19 protein-coding genes are annotated in these 18840 nt (G+C 60.5%); 10 read left to right on the forward strand and 9 right to left on the reverse strand.

Annotated features, from left to right (window positions below):
- Positions 1 to 2: 2 nt before the first annotated feature.
- Positions 3 to 812 carry a tRNA cyclic N6-threonylcarbamoyladenosine(37) synthase TcdA gene (gene tcdA, locus HX851_RS26250; RefSeq protein ID WP_177063287.1) on the forward strand — a complete coding sequence of 270 codons (810 nt, stop codon included), beginning with the start codon at positions 3 to 5 and terminating at the stop codon, positions 810 to 812.
- Between the two features lie 11 nt (positions 813 to 823).
- On the opposite strand, the gene HX851_RS26255 is transcribed toward tcdA, so the two are convergent.
- The 4 genes from HX851_RS26255 to HX851_RS26270 all read right to left on the reverse strand — a co-directional run bounded on the left by HX851_RS26255 (position 824) and on the right by HX851_RS26270 (position 3937).
- Positions 824 to 1231 (reverse strand): SufE family protein, encoded by a 408-nt coding sequence (locus tag HX851_RS26255; RefSeq protein WP_177063288.1) that lies wholly within the window; start codon positions 1229 to 1231, stop codon positions 824 to 826.
- Entirely contained in the window at positions 1228 to 2433 is a 1206-nt protein-coding gene (locus HX851_RS26260) for an aminotransferase class V-fold PLP-dependent enzyme (protein ID WP_177066154.1), read from the reverse strand. Before HX851_RS26260 ends, HX851_RS26255 begins: the two co-directional genes overlap by 4 nt.
- A gap of 115 nt (positions 2434 to 2548) precedes the next feature.
- Positions 2549 to 3583, reverse strand: coding sequence for a 2,3,4,5-tetrahydropyridine-2,6-dicarboxylate N-succinyltransferase (gene dapD / locus HX851_RS26265; protein ID WP_017127113.1), 1035 nt, complete (start codon positions 3581 to 3583; stop codon positions 2549 to 2551).
- Between the two features lie 45 nt (positions 3584 to 3628).
- On the reverse strand, positions 3629 to 3937 hold the full coding sequence (locus HX851_RS26270) for an arsenate reductase (RefSeq protein ID WP_256262599.1): 309 nt from the start codon (positions 3935 to 3937) through the stop codon (positions 3629 to 3631).
- Positions 3938 to 4315: 378 nt separating this feature from the next.
- On the opposite strand from HX851_RS26270, the gene HX851_RS26275 reads away from it, so the two are divergent.
- Together HX851_RS26275 and HX851_RS26280 are read left to right on the forward strand one after the other, a co-directional pair.
- Complete coding sequence (locus tag HX851_RS26275) at positions 4316 to 5302, forward strand: enoyl-CoA hydratase/isomerase family protein (protein ID WP_177066153.1); 987 nt, start codon at positions 4316 to 4318, stop codon at positions 5300 to 5302.
- 45 nt (positions 5303 to 5347) lie between these two features.
- The gene (locus HX851_RS26280) at positions 5348 to 6322 is read left to right on the forward strand and encodes an alpha/beta fold hydrolase (protein ID WP_177063292.1); all 975 of its coding nucleotides are present in this window, start codon (positions 5348 to 5350) and stop codon (positions 6320 to 6322) included.
- A gap of 50 nt (positions 6323 to 6372) precedes the next feature.
- Here the strand turns inward: HX851_RS26280 and HX851_RS26285 are convergent, their stop codons facing one another.
- Positions 6373 to 7326, reverse strand: coding sequence for a PDR/VanB family oxidoreductase (locus HX851_RS26285; RefSeq protein WP_177066152.1), 954 nt, complete (start codon positions 7324 to 7326; stop codon positions 6373 to 6375).
- A 104-nt stretch (positions 7327 to 7430) separates the two neighbouring features.
- Between HX851_RS26285 and HX851_RS26290 the strand changes: the two genes are divergently transcribed.
- Positions 7431 to 8150, forward strand: coding sequence for an autoinducer binding domain-containing protein (locus HX851_RS26290; RefSeq protein WP_177063294.1), 720 nt, complete (start codon positions 7431 to 7433; stop codon positions 8148 to 8150).
- Here HX851_RS26290 and HX851_RS26295 read toward each other — a convergent pair.
- Positions 8130 to 8360: a helix-turn-helix domain-containing protein gene (locus HX851_RS26295; RefSeq protein ID WP_256262600.1), complete on the reverse strand. Its 231-nt coding sequence runs from the start codon at positions 8358 to 8360 to the stop codon at positions 8130 to 8132. The two genes, HX851_RS26290 and HX851_RS26295, sit on opposite strands and share 21 nt — an antisense overlap.
- 144 nt (positions 8361 to 8504) lie before the next feature.
- Between HX851_RS26295 and HX851_RS26300 the strand changes: the two genes are divergently transcribed.
- The 6 genes from HX851_RS26300 to HX851_RS26325 all read left to right on the forward strand — a co-directional run bounded on the left by HX851_RS26300 (position 8505) and on the right by HX851_RS26325 (position 13073).
- Positions 8505 to 9104 (forward strand): acyl-homoserine-lactone synthase, encoded by a 600-nt coding sequence (locus HX851_RS26300; protein WP_369680878.1) that lies wholly within the window; start codon positions 8505 to 8507, stop codon positions 9102 to 9104.
- Positions 9105 to 9236: 132 nt separating this feature from the next.
- Positions 9237 to 10118 (forward strand): sugar phosphate isomerase/epimerase family protein, encoded by an 882-nt coding sequence (locus HX851_RS26305; RefSeq protein ID WP_177066151.1) that lies wholly within the window; start codon positions 9237 to 9239, stop codon positions 10116 to 10118.
- Positions 10119 to 10170: 52 nt separating this feature from the next.
- Positions 10171 to 10905, forward strand: a complete 735-nt coding sequence (locus tag HX851_RS26310) for an AzlC family ABC transporter permease (RefSeq protein WP_177063298.1) — start codon at positions 10171 to 10173, stop codon at positions 10903 to 10905.
- Positions 10902 to 11246, forward strand: a complete 345-nt coding sequence (locus HX851_RS26315; protein ID WP_177063299.1) for an AzlD domain-containing protein — start codon at positions 10902 to 10904, stop codon at positions 11244 to 11246. The genes HX851_RS26310 and HX851_RS26315 overlap by 4 nt, the downstream gene beginning before the upstream one ends.
- Before the next feature lie 4 nt (positions 11247 to 11250).
- Entirely contained in the window at positions 11251 to 12555 is a 1305-nt protein-coding gene (locus HX851_RS26320) for an aspartate aminotransferase type Ic (protein ID WP_177063300.1), read from the forward strand.
- A gap of 101 nt (positions 12556 to 12656) precedes the next feature.
- Entirely contained in the window at positions 12657 to 13073 is a 417-nt protein-coding gene (locus HX851_RS26325; RefSeq protein ID WP_177063301.1) for a hypothetical protein, read from the forward strand.
- A 77-nt stretch (positions 13074 to 13150) separates the two neighbouring features.
- Here the strand turns inward: HX851_RS26325 and HX851_RS26330 are convergent, their stop codons facing one another.
- The 3 genes from HX851_RS26330 to HX851_RS26340 all read right to left on the reverse strand — a co-directional run bounded on the left by HX851_RS26330 (position 13151) and on the right by HX851_RS26340 (position 18820).
- Positions 13151 to 14797 (reverse strand): Na+/H+ antiporter, encoded by a 1647-nt coding sequence (locus HX851_RS26330; protein ID WP_177066150.1) that lies wholly within the window; start codon positions 14795 to 14797, stop codon positions 13151 to 13153.
- Positions 14798 to 14877: 80 nt separating this feature from the next.
- On the reverse strand, positions 14878 to 16077 hold the full coding sequence (gene dapC / locus HX851_RS26335; protein ID WP_177063303.1) for a succinyldiaminopimelate transaminase: 1200 nt from the start codon (positions 16075 to 16077) through the stop codon (positions 14878 to 14880).
- 40 nt (positions 16078 to 16117) lie between these two features.
- Positions 16118 to 18820: a [protein-PII] uridylyltransferase gene (locus tag HX851_RS26340; RefSeq protein WP_177063304.1), complete on the reverse strand. Its 2703-nt coding sequence runs from the start codon at positions 18818 to 18820 to the stop codon at positions 16118 to 16120.
- Between the last annotated feature and the right edge of the window lie 20 nt (positions 18821 to 18840).

Here is an 18840-nt window from a genome sequence, read left to right on the forward strand (position 1 = left end):
TCATGAGTGCAGAAGATCCACGGTTTGCCGGCGTTGCCCGGCTGTATGGCATTGAAGGGTTGGCGCGGCTGAAGGCGGCGCATGTGGCCATCGTCGGCGTGGGCGGGGTCGGCTCCTGGGCGGCGGAAGCTATTGCCCGCTGTGGCGTGGGGGAGATTTCCCTGTTCGACCTCGACGATGTCTGCGTCAGCAACAGCAACCGCCAGCTGCACGCCCTGGACAGCACCGTGGGACGGGCCAAGGTCGAGGTCATGGCCGAGCGTCTCAAGGGCATCAACCCGGATTGCCGTGTGCATGCGGTGACGGATTTCGTCACCCGCGACACCATGGCCGAGTACATCACGCCGGATATCGACTGTGTGATCGACTGCATTGACAGCGTCAATGCCAAGGCGGCGCTGATTGCCTGGTGCAAGCGACGCAAGATCCAGATCATCACCACCGGCGGTGCCGGTGGGCAGATCGACCCGACGCTGATCCAGGTCTGCGACCTCAACCGTACCTTCAATGACCCGCTGGCATCCAAGGTGCGTTCGACCCTGCGTCGCGATTACGGTTTCTCCCGCACGGTGACTCGCCATTACAGCGTGCCCTGCGTGTTTTCCACCGAGCAACTGCGTTATCCGAAGCCGGACGGCAGCATCTGCCTGCAGAAGAGTTTTGTCGGCGACGGTGTGAAGCTGGACTGCGCCGGAGGATTCGGCGCGGTGATGATGGTCACCGCGACCTTCGGCATGGTGGCGGCGACCAAGGCGGTGGACAAGATCGTCGCGGGGATGCGACGGCCGTCGGAGCGGGTAAAACCCGCCTGACGATCGGCGGTTCAGGCGCGGGTCAATTCCCGCATTCGTTGCAGCACGGCATTCAGGCCGTTGCTGCGCGATGGCGACAACTGCCGGGACAGCCCCAACTGATTGAACCAGTCCGGCAGGTCGAGCCCTTGCAGTTCTTCGGCGGTCAGGCCATTGACCCGCACCAGCAACAACGCAACCAGTCCGCGGATCATCCGTGCATCGCTGCCGGCGACAAACTGCCAGCGGCCGTCGTGTAGCAGGCCGGTCAACCAGACCTGGCTTTCACAGCCGTGCACGCGGTTGGCCTCGGTCTTGTCGGCGTCGCCCAGGGGCGGCAGGCGTTCGCCCCATTGCATCAGCAAGCGTGCGCGTTGCTCCCAGCCTGCCGCTGCCTGGAAGCTCTCCAGCGCGCCCTGCGCTTGGTTCGGCAAGCTCATCGCAACAGGTCCAGGGCCTGGTCCAGCGCTTCGAAAAAGCGCTCGAGATCATCGGAGTCGTTATACAGTGCCAGGGAGACGCGGATCGCGCCGGGCAGGCCGAGCTGTTTCATCAACGGCATCGCACAGTGATGGCCGGCCCGCACCGCAATACCCTGTTCGGTCAGCAGGTGGGCAAGATCGGCGTTATGGATGCCGTCGACGACAAAGCTGGCCAGCGCCAGTTGCGGCTCGCCGAGCAGACGAATGCCCTTGCGCACGTTCAGGCCTTGCAGCAAGTGGGCGTGCAGCGCCGCTTCGTGGGTGAGCACGGCGGCCAGGTCCAGGCCCGAGAGATAATCGAGGGTCGCCCCCAGCCCGATCACGCTGGCAATCGGTGGTGTCCCTGCCTCGAAACCCAGCGGCGCGGCGCGGAAGCTGGCGTGCTGGTAGTCGGCATCCTGGACCATCTCGCCGCCGAACTGCCAGTGGCGTAGTTGATGCAGCGCCTCATCACGGCCATAAAGCACGCCGAGCCCCTCGGGGCCGTACAGCTTGTGGCTGGAGAACACATAGAAGTCGCAACCCAGCGCCTGCACGTCATGGCGGCCGTGCACGACACCCTGGGCGCCGTCGACGACGGTCAGGGCGCCACAGCTTTTCGCCCGCGTCAGCAGCTCCGGCAACGGTTGCCAGGCACCGAGCACATTGGACAATTGGCTGACGGCCAGCAGGCGGGTGCGCTCACCGATCAGGCCGAGCGCTGCCTCGCTATCGATCAGGCCGGCCTCGTTGATCGGCAGGACGATCAGCTTGAGGCCGCGACGTTGTGCCAGTTGCTGCCAGGGCAGCAGGTTGGCGTGGTGTTCCAGGGCGCTGATAACCAGCTCATCGCCCGCTTGAAAAAGGTGTTCCAGGCCATAGGCCAGGAGATTCAGCGCCGAGGTGGCGCCCTGGGTGAAGATGATTTGCCCGCTGTCGCCGGCGTTCAGCCATTGGCCGACCTTGATCCGGCTGTCTTCGAAGGCCTGGGTCGCATGGGCGCCGGGCAGGTGCTGGGCACGGTGCACGTTGGCTGCGCCATTGGCGTAGTAATGCATCAGGGCATCGAGCAGGGCTTGGGGTTTTTGCGTGGTGGCGGCGCTGTCCAGATAGGTCTGGTCCTGCCGTTGCAGGGCGGCGATGGCCGGGAAGTCGGCACGCCAGGGAGAGGGGATCAACATGGTGTTCGGCCCTGGTTGCATGGACGGGTCTGCACAAACCTGCAGGAGCCGAGCTTGCTCGCGAAGACGGCCTTATGGACGCCATCGCCGGCAAGCCGGCTCCTACAACCTGCAATCAGTTATGCGCGTGCAAGGCTTCGTTCAGCTCGATGGCCGACTTGTGGGTCTTGCATTCCACCGCGCCGGTTTCCGAGTTGCGACGGAACAGCAGGTCCGGCTGGCCGGCCAGGTCGCGGGCCTTGACCACCTTGACCAACTGGTTGTTTTCGTCGAGCAGCGCGACCTTGGTGCCGGCGGTGACGTACAGGCCCGACTCCACGGTATTGCGGTCGCCCAGCGGGATACCGATACCGGCGTTGGCGCCGATCAGGCAGCCTTCGCCGACCTTGATCACGATATTGCCACCACCGGACAGGGTGCCCATGGTCGAGCAGCCGCCGCCCAGGTCCGAGCCCTTGCCGACGAACACGCCGGCCGACACACGACCTTCGATCATGCCAGGGCCTTCGGTACCGGCGTTGAAGTTGACGAAACCTTCGTGCATCACGGTAGTGCCTTCGCCGATGTAGGCGCCCAGGCGGATACGCGAGGCATCAGCGATACGCACGCCGTTCGGCACCACGTAGTCGGTCATTTTCGGGAACTTGTCCACCGAGAACACTTCCAGCAGCTCGCCGCGCAGACGGGCTTCCAGTTGGTGCTCGGCCAGCTCCGACAGGTCGATGGCGCCCTGGCTGGTCCAGGCCACGTTCGGCAGCAGCGGGAACACGCCGGCCAGGCTCAGGCCGTGCGGCTTGACCAGGCGGTGGGACAGCAGGTGCAACTTGAGGTAGGCCTCGGGGGTGGAGCTCAGTTGCGCGTCTTCGGCCAGCAGGGTGGCGACCAGCGGCTTGTGGCTTTCTGCCAGGCGGGTCAGCAGCGCTGCCTGGGCGGCATCGACACCCTTCAGGGCCTCGGCCAGTTGCGAGGCCTGGGCGGTGGTGAAACCGATCGCCTGGTTGCCGCCGGTGTAACCCAATACTGGCGCGATGGCAGCGACCAGTTCGGCGGACGGTTGGATCAGTGGCTGTGCGTAGAAAACTTCCAGCCAGGCGCCTTGACGATTCTGGGTGCCAACACCGAAGCCCAGGCTGAACAGAGTAGTGGACATGCAGTTACCTCTTGCAAAATGAGTGGGGGCCTTGAGCGCTCTGGCTCAGTTGAGGGCCGCCGCGTAGATATCTGGCTTGAAGCCAATCAGGGTTCGATCACCGAGATCGAGCACCGGGCGCTTGATCATCGAGGGTTGAGCGAGCATCAGCTCGATAGCTTTCGCCTGGTCGAGATCGGCTTTGCGTTCGTCATCGAGTTTGCGAAAGGTAGTGCCGGCACGGTTCAGCACCACTTCCCAGCCGTGCTCGTTGCACCACTGGGTCAGGTGTTCACGGTCGATGCCGGCGGTCTTGTAATCATGGAAATCGTAGGACACCGCGCGCTCTTCCAGCCACGTACGGGCTTTCTTCATGGTGTCGCAGGCCTTGATTCCGAAAAGGTGCAACGTTTTGCTCGAAGCGGTCACAGCAATTGCCTCCTCTTTGGAGATGCCAGGGGGGAAAGGTTGAAGATTATGCCATGACCTGGCCGCTTAGGCGCCCTAGTCGTGTGCGGTTATATCTTGCGCTGCGATGGCGACTTCAGGTGCCGCGTCCGGGCGGCAGCTTAAGTGGCTAATGTGGCACTTCGACGGCACACCGTTGCCAGCGCTATGTTTTAACCGACTGGATATTTTTATTTATTACCTCGGGTATCAATTAAAGTGCCTGATGGCGAATTTATCGCGACCGGCAACATAAGTAAGGTGATGTGACTGGCGTATGAGCCCAGCCACTCCGAGAACATCACCATGAACACTACTCAAAGACTTTTCCCCTCGTCGTTGCGCCTTCTCAACGCTGCGCTGGTTGTCGGCGGTCTTGTGCTCTCGGTTTCCGCCCAGGCGGCGGACGAGCCGACTGCATCCGCCTCGAAAGCCGGCCTGGCCGAATCGGCAAGTGCCGTGAAGCAGGAAATCCTGCTCAAGCGCGTCACCCCTGAATACTGGCGCGTCACCTTCCACAATCCGCCGTTCAACATCTATGGTCCGGAAACGATGCCGCAGTTGAACGAGATCATCACAGCCATCGAAACCGATCCGAAGGTCAAGGTCGTGGTGTTCGATAGCGACGTGCCGGATTTTTTCCTGACTCACTATGACTTCGTGCCGCCGCTGAGCGACACCACCCGCCTGCCAAACGGTTCGACCGGCCTGCCACCGCTACCTGACATGCTGGTGCGCCTGAGCAAGGCCCCGGTGGTTTCGATTGTGTCGATTCGTGGTCGCGCCACCGGTGTTGGCAGTGAGCTGTCTCTGGCCAGCGACATGCGTTTTGCCAGCCGCGAAAGGGCCATCCTGTCCCAGTGGGAAGTCGGCTCCGCACTGGTCCCGGGCGGTGGCCCCTCGTCACGCCTGCCACGCTTGATGGGCCGTGGGCGTGCGCTCGAAGTCCTGCTGACCGGTGAGGACATCGATGGTGATCTTGCCGAGCGCTATGGCTACGTCAACCGTTCCCTGCCCGATGCGCAACTGGATGGATTTGTCGACACCATGGCCCGGCGCATCGCCACGTTTGACAAGCAGACCATCGCCGACATCAAGCAACTGGTCAACAAGTCCAGTCTGCCGACGGATGCGGAAATCGGTGCGGAATGGGCAGGCTTTATCAACTCGGTGAAACGTCCCGCGGCGCAGGAAAAAATCGGCCAGTTGATGAAGGCCGGCCTGCAGAAAGATCCCGATGTCGAGAGACGCCTGGGGCATTACACCGGGACCCTGGGCCAACCGTCGAAGTGATCGCCGATAGCCGAGCGTCATCGTTTTCTTGAGTGGAGTATTCCGATGATCAAATTACCTTTGGCCTGCGTATTGGCCTGCGCGTTGGGCGTGGCCGATATCGTGGCTGTCCAGGCCGCCGAACCGGCAGGGCATTCGACAGAACAGTTGTCTGTTGCCTACCGCAGTATCAAGGTCGATGGCCTGACCATTTTCTATCGTGAGGCCGGTCGGCCAGATGCGCCGACACTGTTGCTGCTTCACGGTTTCCCCAGTTCTTCACGCATGTATGAGCCGTTGTTGTCGCGTCTGGCACAGCATTACCATCTGGTGGCGCCGGATTACCCGGGGTTTGGTCATAGCGATGCCCCCGATCCCAAGGCATTTGCCTACACCTTCGATCACCTTGCCAGTGTGATGCAGCATTTCACCGAGGCTCTGGGGCTGAAGCACTACGCGCTGTATGTGCAGGATTACGGCGGTCCTGTCGGTATGAGGATGGCCGTCGCCCACCCTGAACGCCTCCAGGCTTTGATCGTTCAGAATGCGGTGTCCCATGAGGATGGCCTGGGGCCGTTGTGGCAAAAACGTCGCGAGTTCTGGGCCGACCGGAGCACGAATGAAGCCGGATTGCGTGCCAGCTTCTTTTCGTTGGCGACGACCCGGCAACGGCATGTCGGCGCCAATCCGCATATCGAGGGTTTCAACCCGGATCTCTGGACCGATGAGTTCAACTTCCTGAACCAGCCGGGTCAGGCTGATATCCAGAGCGACCTCTTCTATGACTATCGCACCAACGTAGCCAGCTATCCGAAGTGGCAAGCCTGGCTCAGGGCGCATCAACCGCCGACGCTGGTGGTATGGGGTAAATACGACCCTTCTTTCGATGTCGCCGAAGCCGAGGCCTACCGTCGTGATCTGCCAGGCGCCGAAGTGCATGTGCTGGACGCGGGGCACTTCGCGCTGGATGAGCAGCCCTCGGAGATTGCGGTGCTGGTCGAGCACTTCCTCGACAAGAACCTCGGTGCATCGAGAAAATGAGGGCGCGAATGCAGTAGGCCTGCGCTGACCTGGAGCCGGCAAGAGGCTCGCTACAGATCGAGGACAAGCCGATCGGACTTGCACCCGGAAACGCAGATCATCATGGTTTTTCCAGACGCCCGCTCGGCAGTACTCAATACGAAGTCCCGGTGTTCCGGAGTGCCCTCCAGAACACCGGTTTCACAAGCGCCGCATACACCTTCCTTGCAGCTGTAGGAGACGATTTGTCCCGATGCCACCAGCGTATCCACCAGGCTGCCTTTCCCGTCGTGATAAAGCTGTTTGCCAGAGCGCGCGAGGACAACCTCGAATCCTCGATTTTCAGTGCCGGAGACGGATAATGCTGCGCCGCAGAACCTCTCGGTGTGCCGGTGCTTGATGCCGAGTGCGGTGCATGCCTGGTCGAACGCCTCCAGCATCGGTACCGGACCACAGCAGTAGAAATGCGTATCGCGCGGATAGTCTCGCATCAGCGTTTTCAGGTCAGGAGCACCTCCATGCTGATCATCGAAGTGATAGGTCACAGCCCCTTGCAGTCCTTCGAGTTCGCCACGAAAGGCCACTTCTCCCTCCGAGCGCGAGCAATACAGCAACTCGACCGCGGCCCCTTTCCCCGCGAGCTGTCTGGCCATGCTTAAAAGTGGCGTTATGCCAATGCCTCCGGCAATAAAGACTGCCCTGGCTGCGTTGCCTGTCGGAAAATTATTACGAGGCGCTGACGCCTTGAGCAAGGCTCCGGCGCGAAGATGCTTATGAATGAAAGCCGATCCTCCGCGGCTTCTCCGATCATGGAGCACGCCGAGACGGTAATGGCTCAGGTCCGATGGACAACTCATCAACGAGTAACTGCGTACCAGCCCATTAGGCAGATGCAGGTCGATATGAGCTCCGGCCTCGAACGCCGGTAGTCGGTCTGACTCGACAGGAGCCAGGTCTATCGACACGATGCTGGGGGTTTCCTGGGTAATATGTCTGACGCGGACGGTCTGCAGGCTAGCGCTCATATCTACTTCCTTGTATATATCAACAATAGAGGCGCTTGACGCTATTCGGGACAAGCCTCTATTTTCGGCCAAAGGACAATGATCAACTGATACCGGATTTTTCTATGCTACTTATGGATGAATGTATAGAGCTGTTAAGTGCAATGGACGCACGAACCTGGTTCCAGTCACTTGCTTTCGCCGTTCAGAAACTCGGGTACAACCAAGTGCTGTACGCCCTGAAACCCAATAAAGAGGCACAGAATACTGCCGCGGATATTGTGAGTAACTTTTCGACCGATTGGCGTCGTCATTATGACAATGAGAATTATTCCTCAATCGACCCTACCGTCTCCCATAGTTTTTCATCCTCGCTCCCGATCTTCTGGGAGGACAAACTCTACCGAACCAAAAAACAAAAAGAATTCGCGGAGGAGGCCAGGTGCGCGGGACTCAGCCATGGAATCACACTCCCTATCCACGGACCACAAGGCCAGATCGGCATGCTCAGCCTGAGCTGCCACTCCATGCCGGAATCTGAATACCGGGAGGTACTAAAACGCAGCATCGGTGCCGCCACCATGCTTCGCGACTATGCGGTGATGAGCGGAAGCAATCATGTCCTGCAAACCTCCAGCCTGAACACACCTCACCTGACTCCCCGAGAGCTGGAAATTCTTCACTGGGCATGGGCCGAAAAAACCACCTGGGAAATTGGCAGGATTCTCAGTCTTGCGGAGCCCACTGTGGAGTTTCACTTCAAGAATATCCGCCGAAAATTAAATGTAACGTCCAGACGATTCGCCGTGGCAAGAGCCATACAGCTAGATCTCATAGCCCCATAGGGCAGCGCCCGGGCCCGGTCGTACCGAGAGAAGATCATCGTCGTCGATGCGCTTGGCCAGGTACAAGCTGAGCAATACGATAAGACTTGGCGATCCTCTACCCCCACACTCCAGCCGGCTTGCCGCCGGCTGGCTCAGGCCGAACATTTTCCAGAAAGCCTCCTGGCTCTTGCCCAGTGCCAGGCGCAACACCACGGCTTGTCTGATCAAACTTCGCTCACCCCTCATTTCGATGCCTTCGCTAAGAAACCCAGACGATATTCGACTAGCGCCGAAATGGACACCTATCAGATTGATAGGCTGCTATTTATCCGAACTGAATATATAAATAAGCATCTTTCCGAGGTAACTTCCGTGAATATAGCTATTGATACAAGAAGCAACTTTGACAGCGCTCGTCTACAAAAAATGCACGTACTTCGGGCAAAGATATTTCGCGACAGAAAAGACTGGGATGTCAGTGTTATCGGCGGCATGGAGATTGATGGGTACGATGCATTGAACCCCTACTACATGATTCTGCAGGACAAGGATCCGGATAAACCCGTCCTGGGCTGCTGGCGACTGCTGCCTACCACCGGACCGAACATGCTGGCCGACACCTTCCCGGAACTTCTGGCCGGCTCTCCGGTTCCCTGCGCTGAAGATACATGGGAATTGAGTCGCTTCGCGATTTGCCCGCAAAACGGACGCTCCTATGCATTTTCCGATCAATCTCTCATCGCCATTCGAGCGGTTGTCTATTTTGGCGTTGAGCGCGGATTGAAGCGCTTCGTCACCGTTACCACCGTCGGCGTTGAAAAACTGCTTATTCGACTCGGCCTGGATATACGGCGGCTTGGCCCCGCGCAGGTGATCGGTGTCGAACGCGCGGTCGCTCTCTCGATCGCCCTCAGCCAGAAGACCCTGGAGGCCCTGTCCACAAAAGAGGCCGAGTCCACCCTGTCAAATTGATAGGTTGTCCCGCCAGCGGATTGATAGATGATTTCTCCGCGCATCGTCGGGCAACTGGCCCGTGCCGTTGCCACTACGGTGCGCAAGCATCCCGCTTTCGTCATAAATACAATCGGACTGTGGAGACGATACATGGACACCGTGATTGATTCGCCAAAGCGTGAAACTGTTGAGTTCGCCAGCCGAGAAGCCTGGCCAGAGTTCATTATTGCTACAGCCCAACAAGACTATCTGGCAGCGGAGGCAGGATTACAAAATGCCCTCGAACAAGGTTATAGCCACTGGTACATTGACGGTAGCCTGGAAGGCGAGCGTCCGGCCGACTTCACTGCGCAACGAGTCGCCGTGCTGAACGACATGATCCGCGCCACCGGCGTAAAACCAATCCTCCATGGCAACTTCAAAGCCCCGCTGGGCAGCGATGTCGAAGCGCTTGCCGCGGCGGCCCTGGATTACGTGAAGAAAGAAGTCGACCTCTGTGCCGCGCTGGGCGGCGCTCCTCTGATCGTTCACGGTGGTGGTGTCGTCGAGCCTCGCCTGGTCAAGGAAGCACGCCAGAAAGGCCTGGAGCGACTCATCACCAATCTCCAGGAACTGGTAGCCTATGGCAAGGCTCGCGGCGTCGACATCTGGCTGGAAAACCTCTGCAACTACACCCGCTTCCACCCGTTCTACTACATCTGCACAACAGAGGATGAAGTGGAAAAGGTTCTGGAAGCCGTGCCGGGCCTGCATCTGTTCCTGGACGTCTCCCACGCCTATGTGAACGAGGGCGATCCGCTGTCCTTCTTCTGGAAATTCAGCCAACGCGTGGTAGGCATGTCGTTCAGCGACAACAACGGCGACCGCGATTCGCACTTCCCACTGGGTCAAGGCAATCTGAATTTCTCGGGCCTGGTCGAGGCCATCCAGTACACCGGCTGGAAGGGCACGGTTGGCTTTGAAACCCGTGGCGGCACCCTGCACGGCAGCGTCGACTTCCTCAACCAACTCGTAGCGTCCTCCGCTCGATAATCAGGAGTGCTGACGGCGAACTCCCCTCGCCGTCGGCACTGAGGTTCTTTCTATGGGAAACCAAGCGTCAATCACACAGTCGTCCGGTGAGCAGCGTCTCAAGAGTCGCAGTTCCTTTACTGAAGGTTGTGTCGATTCACTCCCCGTCTGCCTGACCTTCATGTTTCTCTTCTTCTCCATTGGCGCTGCCTGTCGGGACGCCGGTTTCACGGGGCTCCAGGCATTGGTGATGACCTTTACGGTTCATGCGGCGCCTCTGCAGGTATTCGTCGCCCAACACGGGGCGAACCTGACGGTAATGTCGATCCTCTTCACCACGCTGGTGGTCAATTTTCGCTTCCTGATCATGTCCTCGGTGTTGACCGAACACTTCAAGGGCGTGCCGCTATGGAAGTCACTGCTTTCGGCGCAACTCCTGTCGATCTCCACCTTCACCCTGTCCAACGCCAAGAAGGGGATGATCGCCAATGTCTACAACTATTACCTGGGTTGTGGCATCAGTACCCTGACGATTGCAATTATCGCTACAGGCCTGGGTTTCTGGATCGCCGGGGAACAGAACGCCTTCGCGCAATCGGTCATCAGCGTAATCCTGCCCATACATTTCACGGTACTTGCTTCACTGGCATGGCCGAAACTCAAGCCGCTGATAGCCACTGGCGCCGGTTTCGCATTAACGCCGATTGCCGGTCGCTACCTGCATGACTACCAGATCTTCGTGGTGCCTTTTGTACTCGGAGCAGCCTTGCTGATCTGGGACGAACTGTTTGAGCGGAAGACAAAATGAATAACTGGACGCTTATCCTTGTCGCCTCGGTCGCCTCCTATGCGCTTCGAGCTGTTCCTATCCTGGTGTTTCACAAGTTGCAGATAGCATCCGATGGGGTGATATATCGATTCCTGAACTATGCCGCCTTTGGCGTCATGGGCGGAATTATCTACTCTGCCTTGCTTGGCGAGAGTTATTACAACAACTGGATGGGACACTTCGAAAATCACATAGCGCTGCTGAAGTTGGCCACCCTTTGTCTGGCCGTTTTTATCGCGGCACGGTTCAGAGGTGTATTCAAGACGCTGTTTATCTGCCTCGGCTTTTTCATAGCCATGACGTTCTTTGTAGGAGCTTGACGCAATGCCTGACTCTCGCCCGCAACAGCCCGGACTCGAAGAACTGCGTGAACAGCACGCTGAATTTTGCGAACGCCGCGAGCAGATCAATATGACCCGCGGCCTGCCTTCGCCAGAACAGATCGCGCTGTCACGGGACTTCCTCAGTCTTCCCGGCACACATCAATTCTCTTCGCAGGACGGCCAGGATTGGCTTAACTACGGCGGGCTGCAGGGCGTCAGGGAGGTTCGCGATCTGTTTGGCCCGGTCATGTTGGGGCTTCCCGGTGAGCAAGTCGCCGTCGGCGAGAACTCCAGCCTGGCCCTGATGCACGAGACCATCGGACATGCCTGGATCAAAGGCTTCCCGGGCACGGAGCCTTGGGGCAAAGCCGAAAAAGTCCGCTTCATCTGTCCGGAGCCCGGCTACGACCGGCACTTCTCGATCTGCGAGTACTACGGCATCGAGATGATTCCCGTGGATCTGAACGAGCATGGGCCGGACATGGATGCGATCGAACGACTTGTCGCCACCGATTCCAGTATTCGTGGCATGTGGTGCGTGCCGAAGCATGCCAATCCCAACGGCGCAATCTATAGCAAGGACGTAGTCGATCGACTTGCAGGCATGATGGCCGCGGCCGCGGATTTCAAACTGTTCTGGGACAACGCCTATGCGATCCATGACTTCGACGAGTTCGCCAACCCGGCACCTGATCTGTACGCGGCCTGTGTTCGAGCCGGCAACCCGGACCGTGCGGTCATGTTCGCCTCGACATCCAAGATGGTCATTCCCAGCTCCGGCATCTCGATGATCGGTGCGAGCCCCGCAACGATCCGCTGGTGGCTTGACTGCCGTCAGCACAAGACGATCGGGCCGGACAAGGTCAATCAGGTCCGGCACCTGATGTTCTTCCAGACGAAAGAGAACCTCATTGCCCATATGAAAGGCCATGGTCAGTTGCTGGGGGCGAAGTTTGATCGAGTCCAGCAGGTTTTCAGTCGACGGCTCGAGGGCCTTCCGGATGTCAGTTGGTCGCGTCCTCGCGGAGGCTACTTCATCTCACTCCTGGTACCAGCCGGGCTGGCCAAGCGCGTGGTGGCAATCGCCGCGCAGGCAGGGGTAAAAATCACACCCGCCGGGGCAACCCACTGCCATGGTCATGATGCGCAGGAACGTCACCTGCGAATTGCGCCGTCCTACCTCAATCTCGCGCAAATCGACCAGGCTGCCGAGGTCATCGCCCACTCGGTACTGCTTGCCTGTGCCGAGCACGAAAATGACCACCAGCGGCAACCCGCTCCGTACCCGGAACACCAAAACGCGTGAAGCGTTCAAGGGGAGGTGCGTCGGCGTGATATTGTTCAGGGGTAGATATCGACCTTGAGCACGTCGCGAAGCAGTGCGCAAAACACGGAGAAATACTCGTCATGATGGACCGATTGATAGACGCTCAAACCCTCCTTGACCTTGCAGTGAAGTCGTCGGCCATAACCGCTGAATGCCTGTGTCTTCAACGCGATCTGGAGGGTTGGAGCAGTTGGCCGGTAGGCTATCGGGAGGAAGCCTTCGTAGAGCTGGGCACCCTCGCGAAGTATCCGGCAGAGGAGGCCGTCATTGACGAGTATCATCCCGAGGGCACGACCTATTGGTCACCGAGCGCTCCGATCGCACCTCTTTACTATCCCTACAATCAATGCACGGTATGGTCCTGCGGTGCTTGCAAGCGCATCTACATTCGCCATAACGATGACGGTGCCTATCACGTCGAGCGGCGAATCCGGTTTGTCCGGCCAGCACTTGTCATAGATGCGCCCCACGCGACCGGTGGTCTGGAACAGAGATGATGAACAAGCCAAAGTAGAGGACTGTCGCAACTACCTCTGCAGAACCGTCGCCGGCTTGCTGGCGATAGTTTTGCTTACTACTTCACCTGCCCCAGATTCGCCTCGCTCAAATCCAGTTCTCCCAGTACCTCGCGCAAGGCATCGTCACCAATCTGGTGATGGCGCCGCAGGCTGTACAACTCCAGCCGTTGCGCCCGCAATGCCTTCAGGCGCAGGCGCCGCTCCAGCAGATCCATCTGGAACGCCAGGGCCTGGGCCTCATCGGAATCGTTGAACACCTCCAACTGATGCCGGTACTCGGACATGATCCGTGCTTTCAGTTCGGTCGCCAGCGATGCCTGGGCCGCATCCTGGGTGCCGGCCGGCTCGACCGCATCCTCCACTTCCAGCGCCCGGATCGCCGCCTCGGCGGTTCGCCTCCAAGCTTCGCGAACCTCATGGCGACGCGCGTCGTCGGGACTTTTCGGAATATCCCGGAGCAAAACCGGCAAAGCGACACAAGCCGCCACCAGCGACAGCAGGATTACCCCGGCAGCGATGAAGATCAGCAGGTCCCGCTCGGGAAACTCCGCCCCCGGCGCCATCAGCAACGGCACCGACATCACACCCGCCAGCGTCACTGCCCCGCGTACGCCCCCCAGCGTCAACAACCAGCAGGAGCGCGCCTTGGGCATCGAGGTCAGTTCACTCTTGCCGCGCCAGCGCCGTACCAGCACCGACAGGCGCCAGATGCTCTGCACCCAGACAAAGCGCAGCACCAGCAGCACCAGGAAAATCGCCAGCACGTCCAGGCAGCGATACAGGAGCGTCGGCCACAACGAAGCTTCATGGCTGGCAACCGCCTTGACGATATCCGGCAACTGCAGGCCCAGCAGCAGGAAGATCAGGCCGTTGAAGGCGAACTCCAGCAATGACCAGACACTGCGGTTGAGCAAGCGGGTGCTGGTCTGGCGTGGCAGCAGGTCGAGCCAGCTCTGCATCATCCCCGCCGCGACCGCTGAGAGGATGCCCGAGACGCCAAGGCGTTCGGCCAGGACATAGGCGGCAAACGGCAACAGCAGCATGAACACCACATGGGTCGCCGGGTCGTCCCAGCTCCGGGCGATCATCCAGGACCGCAGTCGCCCCACCAGCCAGCTCAGGACCACGCCGATCGCCAATCCCCCCAGGGCCACCAGCAGGAACGTCAGGCTGGCGTTGGTCAGTGAAAACACCCCGGTCACGGCCGCCGCCAGGGCGAACTTGAAGGTCACCAGGCCCGAAGCATCATTCATCAGCGCCTCGCCCTGCAGCATATGCATCAGCGGCGTGGGCAGACGGTTCTGGGAAATCGCCGAGACCGCCACGGCATCCGTCGGCGACAATACCGCGGCGAGGGCAAAGGCTACCGGCAGAGGGATTCCGGGCAACAACCAATGAATGAAGTAACCCGCACCCACCACGGTGAACAGCACCAGCCCCACCGCCAGGGTCAGGATCGGTCCCTTCAGGCGCCAGAACTCACGCTTGGGCATGCGCCAACCGTCGGAGAACAGCAGCGGCGGCAGGAACAGGAAGAGAAACAGCTCCGGGTCCAGAGCCACGTGCAGACCGAGCGTCGGCCAGGCCAGTACGGTACCGGCGGCGATCTGCACCAGTGGCAGGGGCAGCGGGATCAGTCGTGCCAGCAAACGCGAAACGCCCACCAGCATCAATAGAATGAGGACGGTATAGGCGGTTTGCATAAGGCGACTTCTCGATCGATTGACAGCGTGTCGGGCAATCGACACCCGATCGCCATCGCTGGCGGGCCAGCTCCCGTAGGTTACTGGCGACGCAGGATAAATGCCCGGATCCGCTCGGCGGCTTCAACGCATTCGGCGAGCGGCGCCACCAGGGCCATGCGTACCCGGCCCGCGCCCGGATTGACGCTATCGACCTCACGGGACAGGTAGGAACCCGGCACCACGGTCACATGCTCCTCGGCGAACAGGTCGCGGCAGAATTGGGCATCGTCACCCTGCACATTCGGCCACAGGTAGAAACCGCCATCCGGGCGCTGGACATCCAGCACCGGCGCGAGGATCTCCAGCACCGCGTCGAACTTCTCCCGGTACAGCGCGCGGTTGGCACGCACATGCACTTCGTCGTTCCAGGCGGCGACACTGGCCAACTGGGTCTGCACCGGCATCGCGCAACCATGGTAGGTACGGTACAGCAGGAAACCCTTGAGGATATCCGCATCGCCGGCCACGAAGCCCGAACGCAGGCCCGGCAGGTTCGAGCGCTTGGACAGGCTGTGGAACACCACGCAACGCTTGAAGTCCCTGCGACCCAGCTCGACACAGGCGCTGAGCAGGCCGGGCGGTGGGGTCTGTTCGTCGAAGTACAACTCGCTGTAGCACTCGTCGGCGGCGATCACGAAGTCGTGCTCGTCAGCCAGGGCGATCAGCTTTTTCAGGGTATCCACGGGGATCAGCGCACCGGTCGGGTTGCCTGGTGAGCACAGGAACAGGATCTGGCAGCGCTGCCAGATCTCGGCCGGTACGGTGTCGAAATCCGGGTTGAAGCCGTTTTCGTCGAGGCACGGCAGGTAATGCGGTTGTGCACCGGCGAGGAAGGCCGCGCCTTCATAGATCTGGTAGAACGGGTTGGGGCTGACTACCAGGGCGTCATCGCCACGGTTGACCACGGTCTGGGTAAAGGCGAACAGCGCTTCGCGGGTGCCATTGACCGGCAGGACGTTGCGCGCCGGGTCGATCCAGCCGCCGGGCACGTTGAAGCGCCGCTCGCACCAGGCCGCGATGGCCTCGCGCAGGGCGGGAATGCCCAGGGTGGTCGGGTACACCGCCATCTGTTCCAGGTTGGCCGCCAGGGCTTCGGCGACAAAGCTCGGCGAACGGTGTTTCGGCTCGCCGATGGACAGCGCGATCGGGCGCTTGTCCGCATCGGGTTTCACGGCGCCGAGCAGGGCGCGGAGTTTCTCGAACGGGTAGGGTTGCAACTGGTTCAACGCGGTGTTCATCGGTGACGGTTCTCACTCAAAGCATGTTCATGACGCGCTGCTAGATACTCAGGCGCGTCATCTCGATAGTCGGTTCGGAATTGACGCTCAGTTGCTGCACGATGGCGTCCTGCAGGCGGCTGCACAGTTGCGGGTCGGACAGTGGCTGGTTGTGCGCATCGGTGATGAAGAACACGTCCTCCACCCGCTCGCCGAGGGTGGCGATCTTGGCGTTCTGCAGCGACAGATCGAACTCCAGGAAGATCTTGCCGATCCGGGCCAGCAGGCCGGGGCGATCCGGGGCGCTGAGTTCCAGCACGGTCACCGGGCGCTGGGCATCGTTGTGGATGGTCACCTGCGGGGCAAAGGCGAAGTGCTTGAGCTGGCGCGGTACCCGGCGCTGGATGATGGTCGGGTAGTCGTCGGGGTTGCGCAGGGCGTCGGTCAGGCCGTCGCGGATCTGCTTGACCCGCTTCGGATTGTCGCCGATGGCGCCGCCGTCGTTGTCCAGCACGATATAGGTGTCGAGGGTGAACTGGCTGCTGGAGGTGATGACCCGGGCATCGTGGATGTTCAGGTTGAGCTGGTCCATCGCGGCCACGGTCACGGCGAAGAAATCATGCTGGTCCGGGGCATAGATGAAGATCTGCGTGCCGCCTTCGAATTCGCGCTGGGTGGTTTCCTTGATCAGCACCAGCGGGCCGCCATCGGCCGGTTGCTGGAGAATCGCGTCGCTGTGCCAGGCCACGTCGCCGGCGGTGTGACGCAGGAAGTAGTCGTCGCCCAGTTGCGACCAGAGCTGTTCGACATCGTCCGGATCGGTGCCGGCGCGCACCAGGATATCCAGGGCGGCGCTCTGGGTCTGGCGAATCTGTTCTTCGCGGTCCACTGGGTTCTCCAGGCCACGGCGCAGCGCGCGCTTGGTCTCGGTATAGAGCTGGCGCAGCAGGCTGGCGCGCCAGGAGTTCCACAGGCTCGGGTTGGTCGCGTTGATATCGGCCACGGTCAGGACATACAGGTAGTCCAGGTAGATGTGGTCGCCGACGATCTGCGCGAAGTCGTGGATCACCTGCGGGTCGGAGAGATCCTTGCGCTGGGCCGTGGTGGACATCACCAGGTGGTTCTGCACCAGCCAGACGATCAGCCGGCTGTCCCAGGCCGGCAACTGGTGGCGCTTGCAGAAGGCTTCGGCGTCGACCGCGCCGAGCTCCGAATGGTCGCCGTGACGGCCCTTGCCGATGTCATGGTAGAGCCCTGCCATGTAGATCAGTTCGGGCTTGGGCAGCTTGGCCATCAGCTTGGCGGCCAGCGGGAATTTCTCGGAGACCTGGGTGTACTGCAGTTTGCGCAGGTGCTTGATCAGGTTCAGGGTGTGCGCATCGACCGTATAGATGTGGAACAGGTCGTGCTGCATCTGCCCGACGATATCGCCGAACTCCGGCAGGTAGCGGCCGAGGATGCCGTAGCGGTTCATCCGGCGCAGGTTGCGGTGGATGCCGATCTTGCACTTGAACAGCTCGATGAACAGGCTGGTGTTGCGGATGTCGTTGCGAAAGTCATCGTCGATCAGGTGACGGTGTTCCCGCAGCAGGCGGATGGTATCGGCGCGCACGCCCTTGATTTCCGGCTGCTGGGCCATCAGCACGAAGATTTCCAGCATGGCGAACGGCGTACGCTTGAAGACGTTCGGGTTGCTCGCCTCGATATAACCGTCATGCAGCTGGAAGCGCGAGTTCAGCGGCTGCGGTGGCGCCTCGTCTTCCGGGGCGAGGATGACCTCTTCGAAGTGCTGGATGATCAGGTCACTGAGCTGGGCAATGCTCATGACCACCCGGTAATACTGCTGCATGAAGTTTTCGATGGCCTGCTTGGCGTCGTCGCCCTGGAAACCCAGCAGCCCGGCGATGGTGCGCTGGTGGTCGAACAGCAGGCGGTCCTCGGAGCGCCCGGCGAGCATGTGCAGGGCGTAGCGGACCTTCCAGAGAAATTCCTGGGACGAGGCCAGCAGGGCGTTTTCGCTTTCCACCAGGAAACCCTCGCCGGCCAGGGCGCGCAGGTTCAGGGTGCCGTACTGGCGACGGGCGACCCAGAGAATCGTCTGGATGTCCCGCAGGCCGCCGGGCGAGCCCTTGACGTTGGGTTCCAGGTTGTATTCGGTGTCGTTGTACTTGTGATGGCGGGCCTTCTGCTCGGCGCGCTTGGCCAGGAAGAAGTCCTTGCTCGGCCACATGTGGGCGGTGCTGGTGACGTCGAGCATGCGCAGGCGCAGGTGTTCGGGCCCGGCGATGGTGCGGCTTTCCATCAGGTTGGTGATGACGGTCAGGTCGGCGCGCGCCTCTTCGGCGCACTCGTCGATCGAACGAACGCTCTGGCCGACTTCCAGGCCGATGTCCCAGAGCAGGGTCAGGAAACGCTCGATGGAATCGCGAAAAATCTCGTGGTCGGCACTGTCCAGTAGAATCAGCAGGTCGATGTCGGAGTAGGGGTGCAGTTCCCCGCGACCGTAGCCGCCGACCGCCACCAGGGCGATATCGGCGTCTTCGCTCCAGTCGAACTGGTCCCAGGCTTTCTGCAGGATATTGTCGACGAACCAGGCACGGTCCTCGATCAACCGGCGGATATCGCGTCCGCTGCGAAAGCGCGCGTCGAGGACTTCGTGGGCCTGACGGATGGCTTTCTTGAATGCCGCTATGGGGCTGGCCTTCAGCGCCAGTTCCGCCTGGAACTGGCCGCGGTCGAAGAGTTCGGGATCCACCTGCGGCATCGATTGGTTTTCCTTCAAGG

It is taken from the genome of Pseudomonas gingeri (assembly GCF_013385635.1).
Taxonomy (GTDB): domain Bacteria; phylum Pseudomonadota; class Gammaproteobacteria; order Pseudomonadales; family Pseudomonadaceae; genus Aquipseudomonas; species Aquipseudomonas gingeri_A.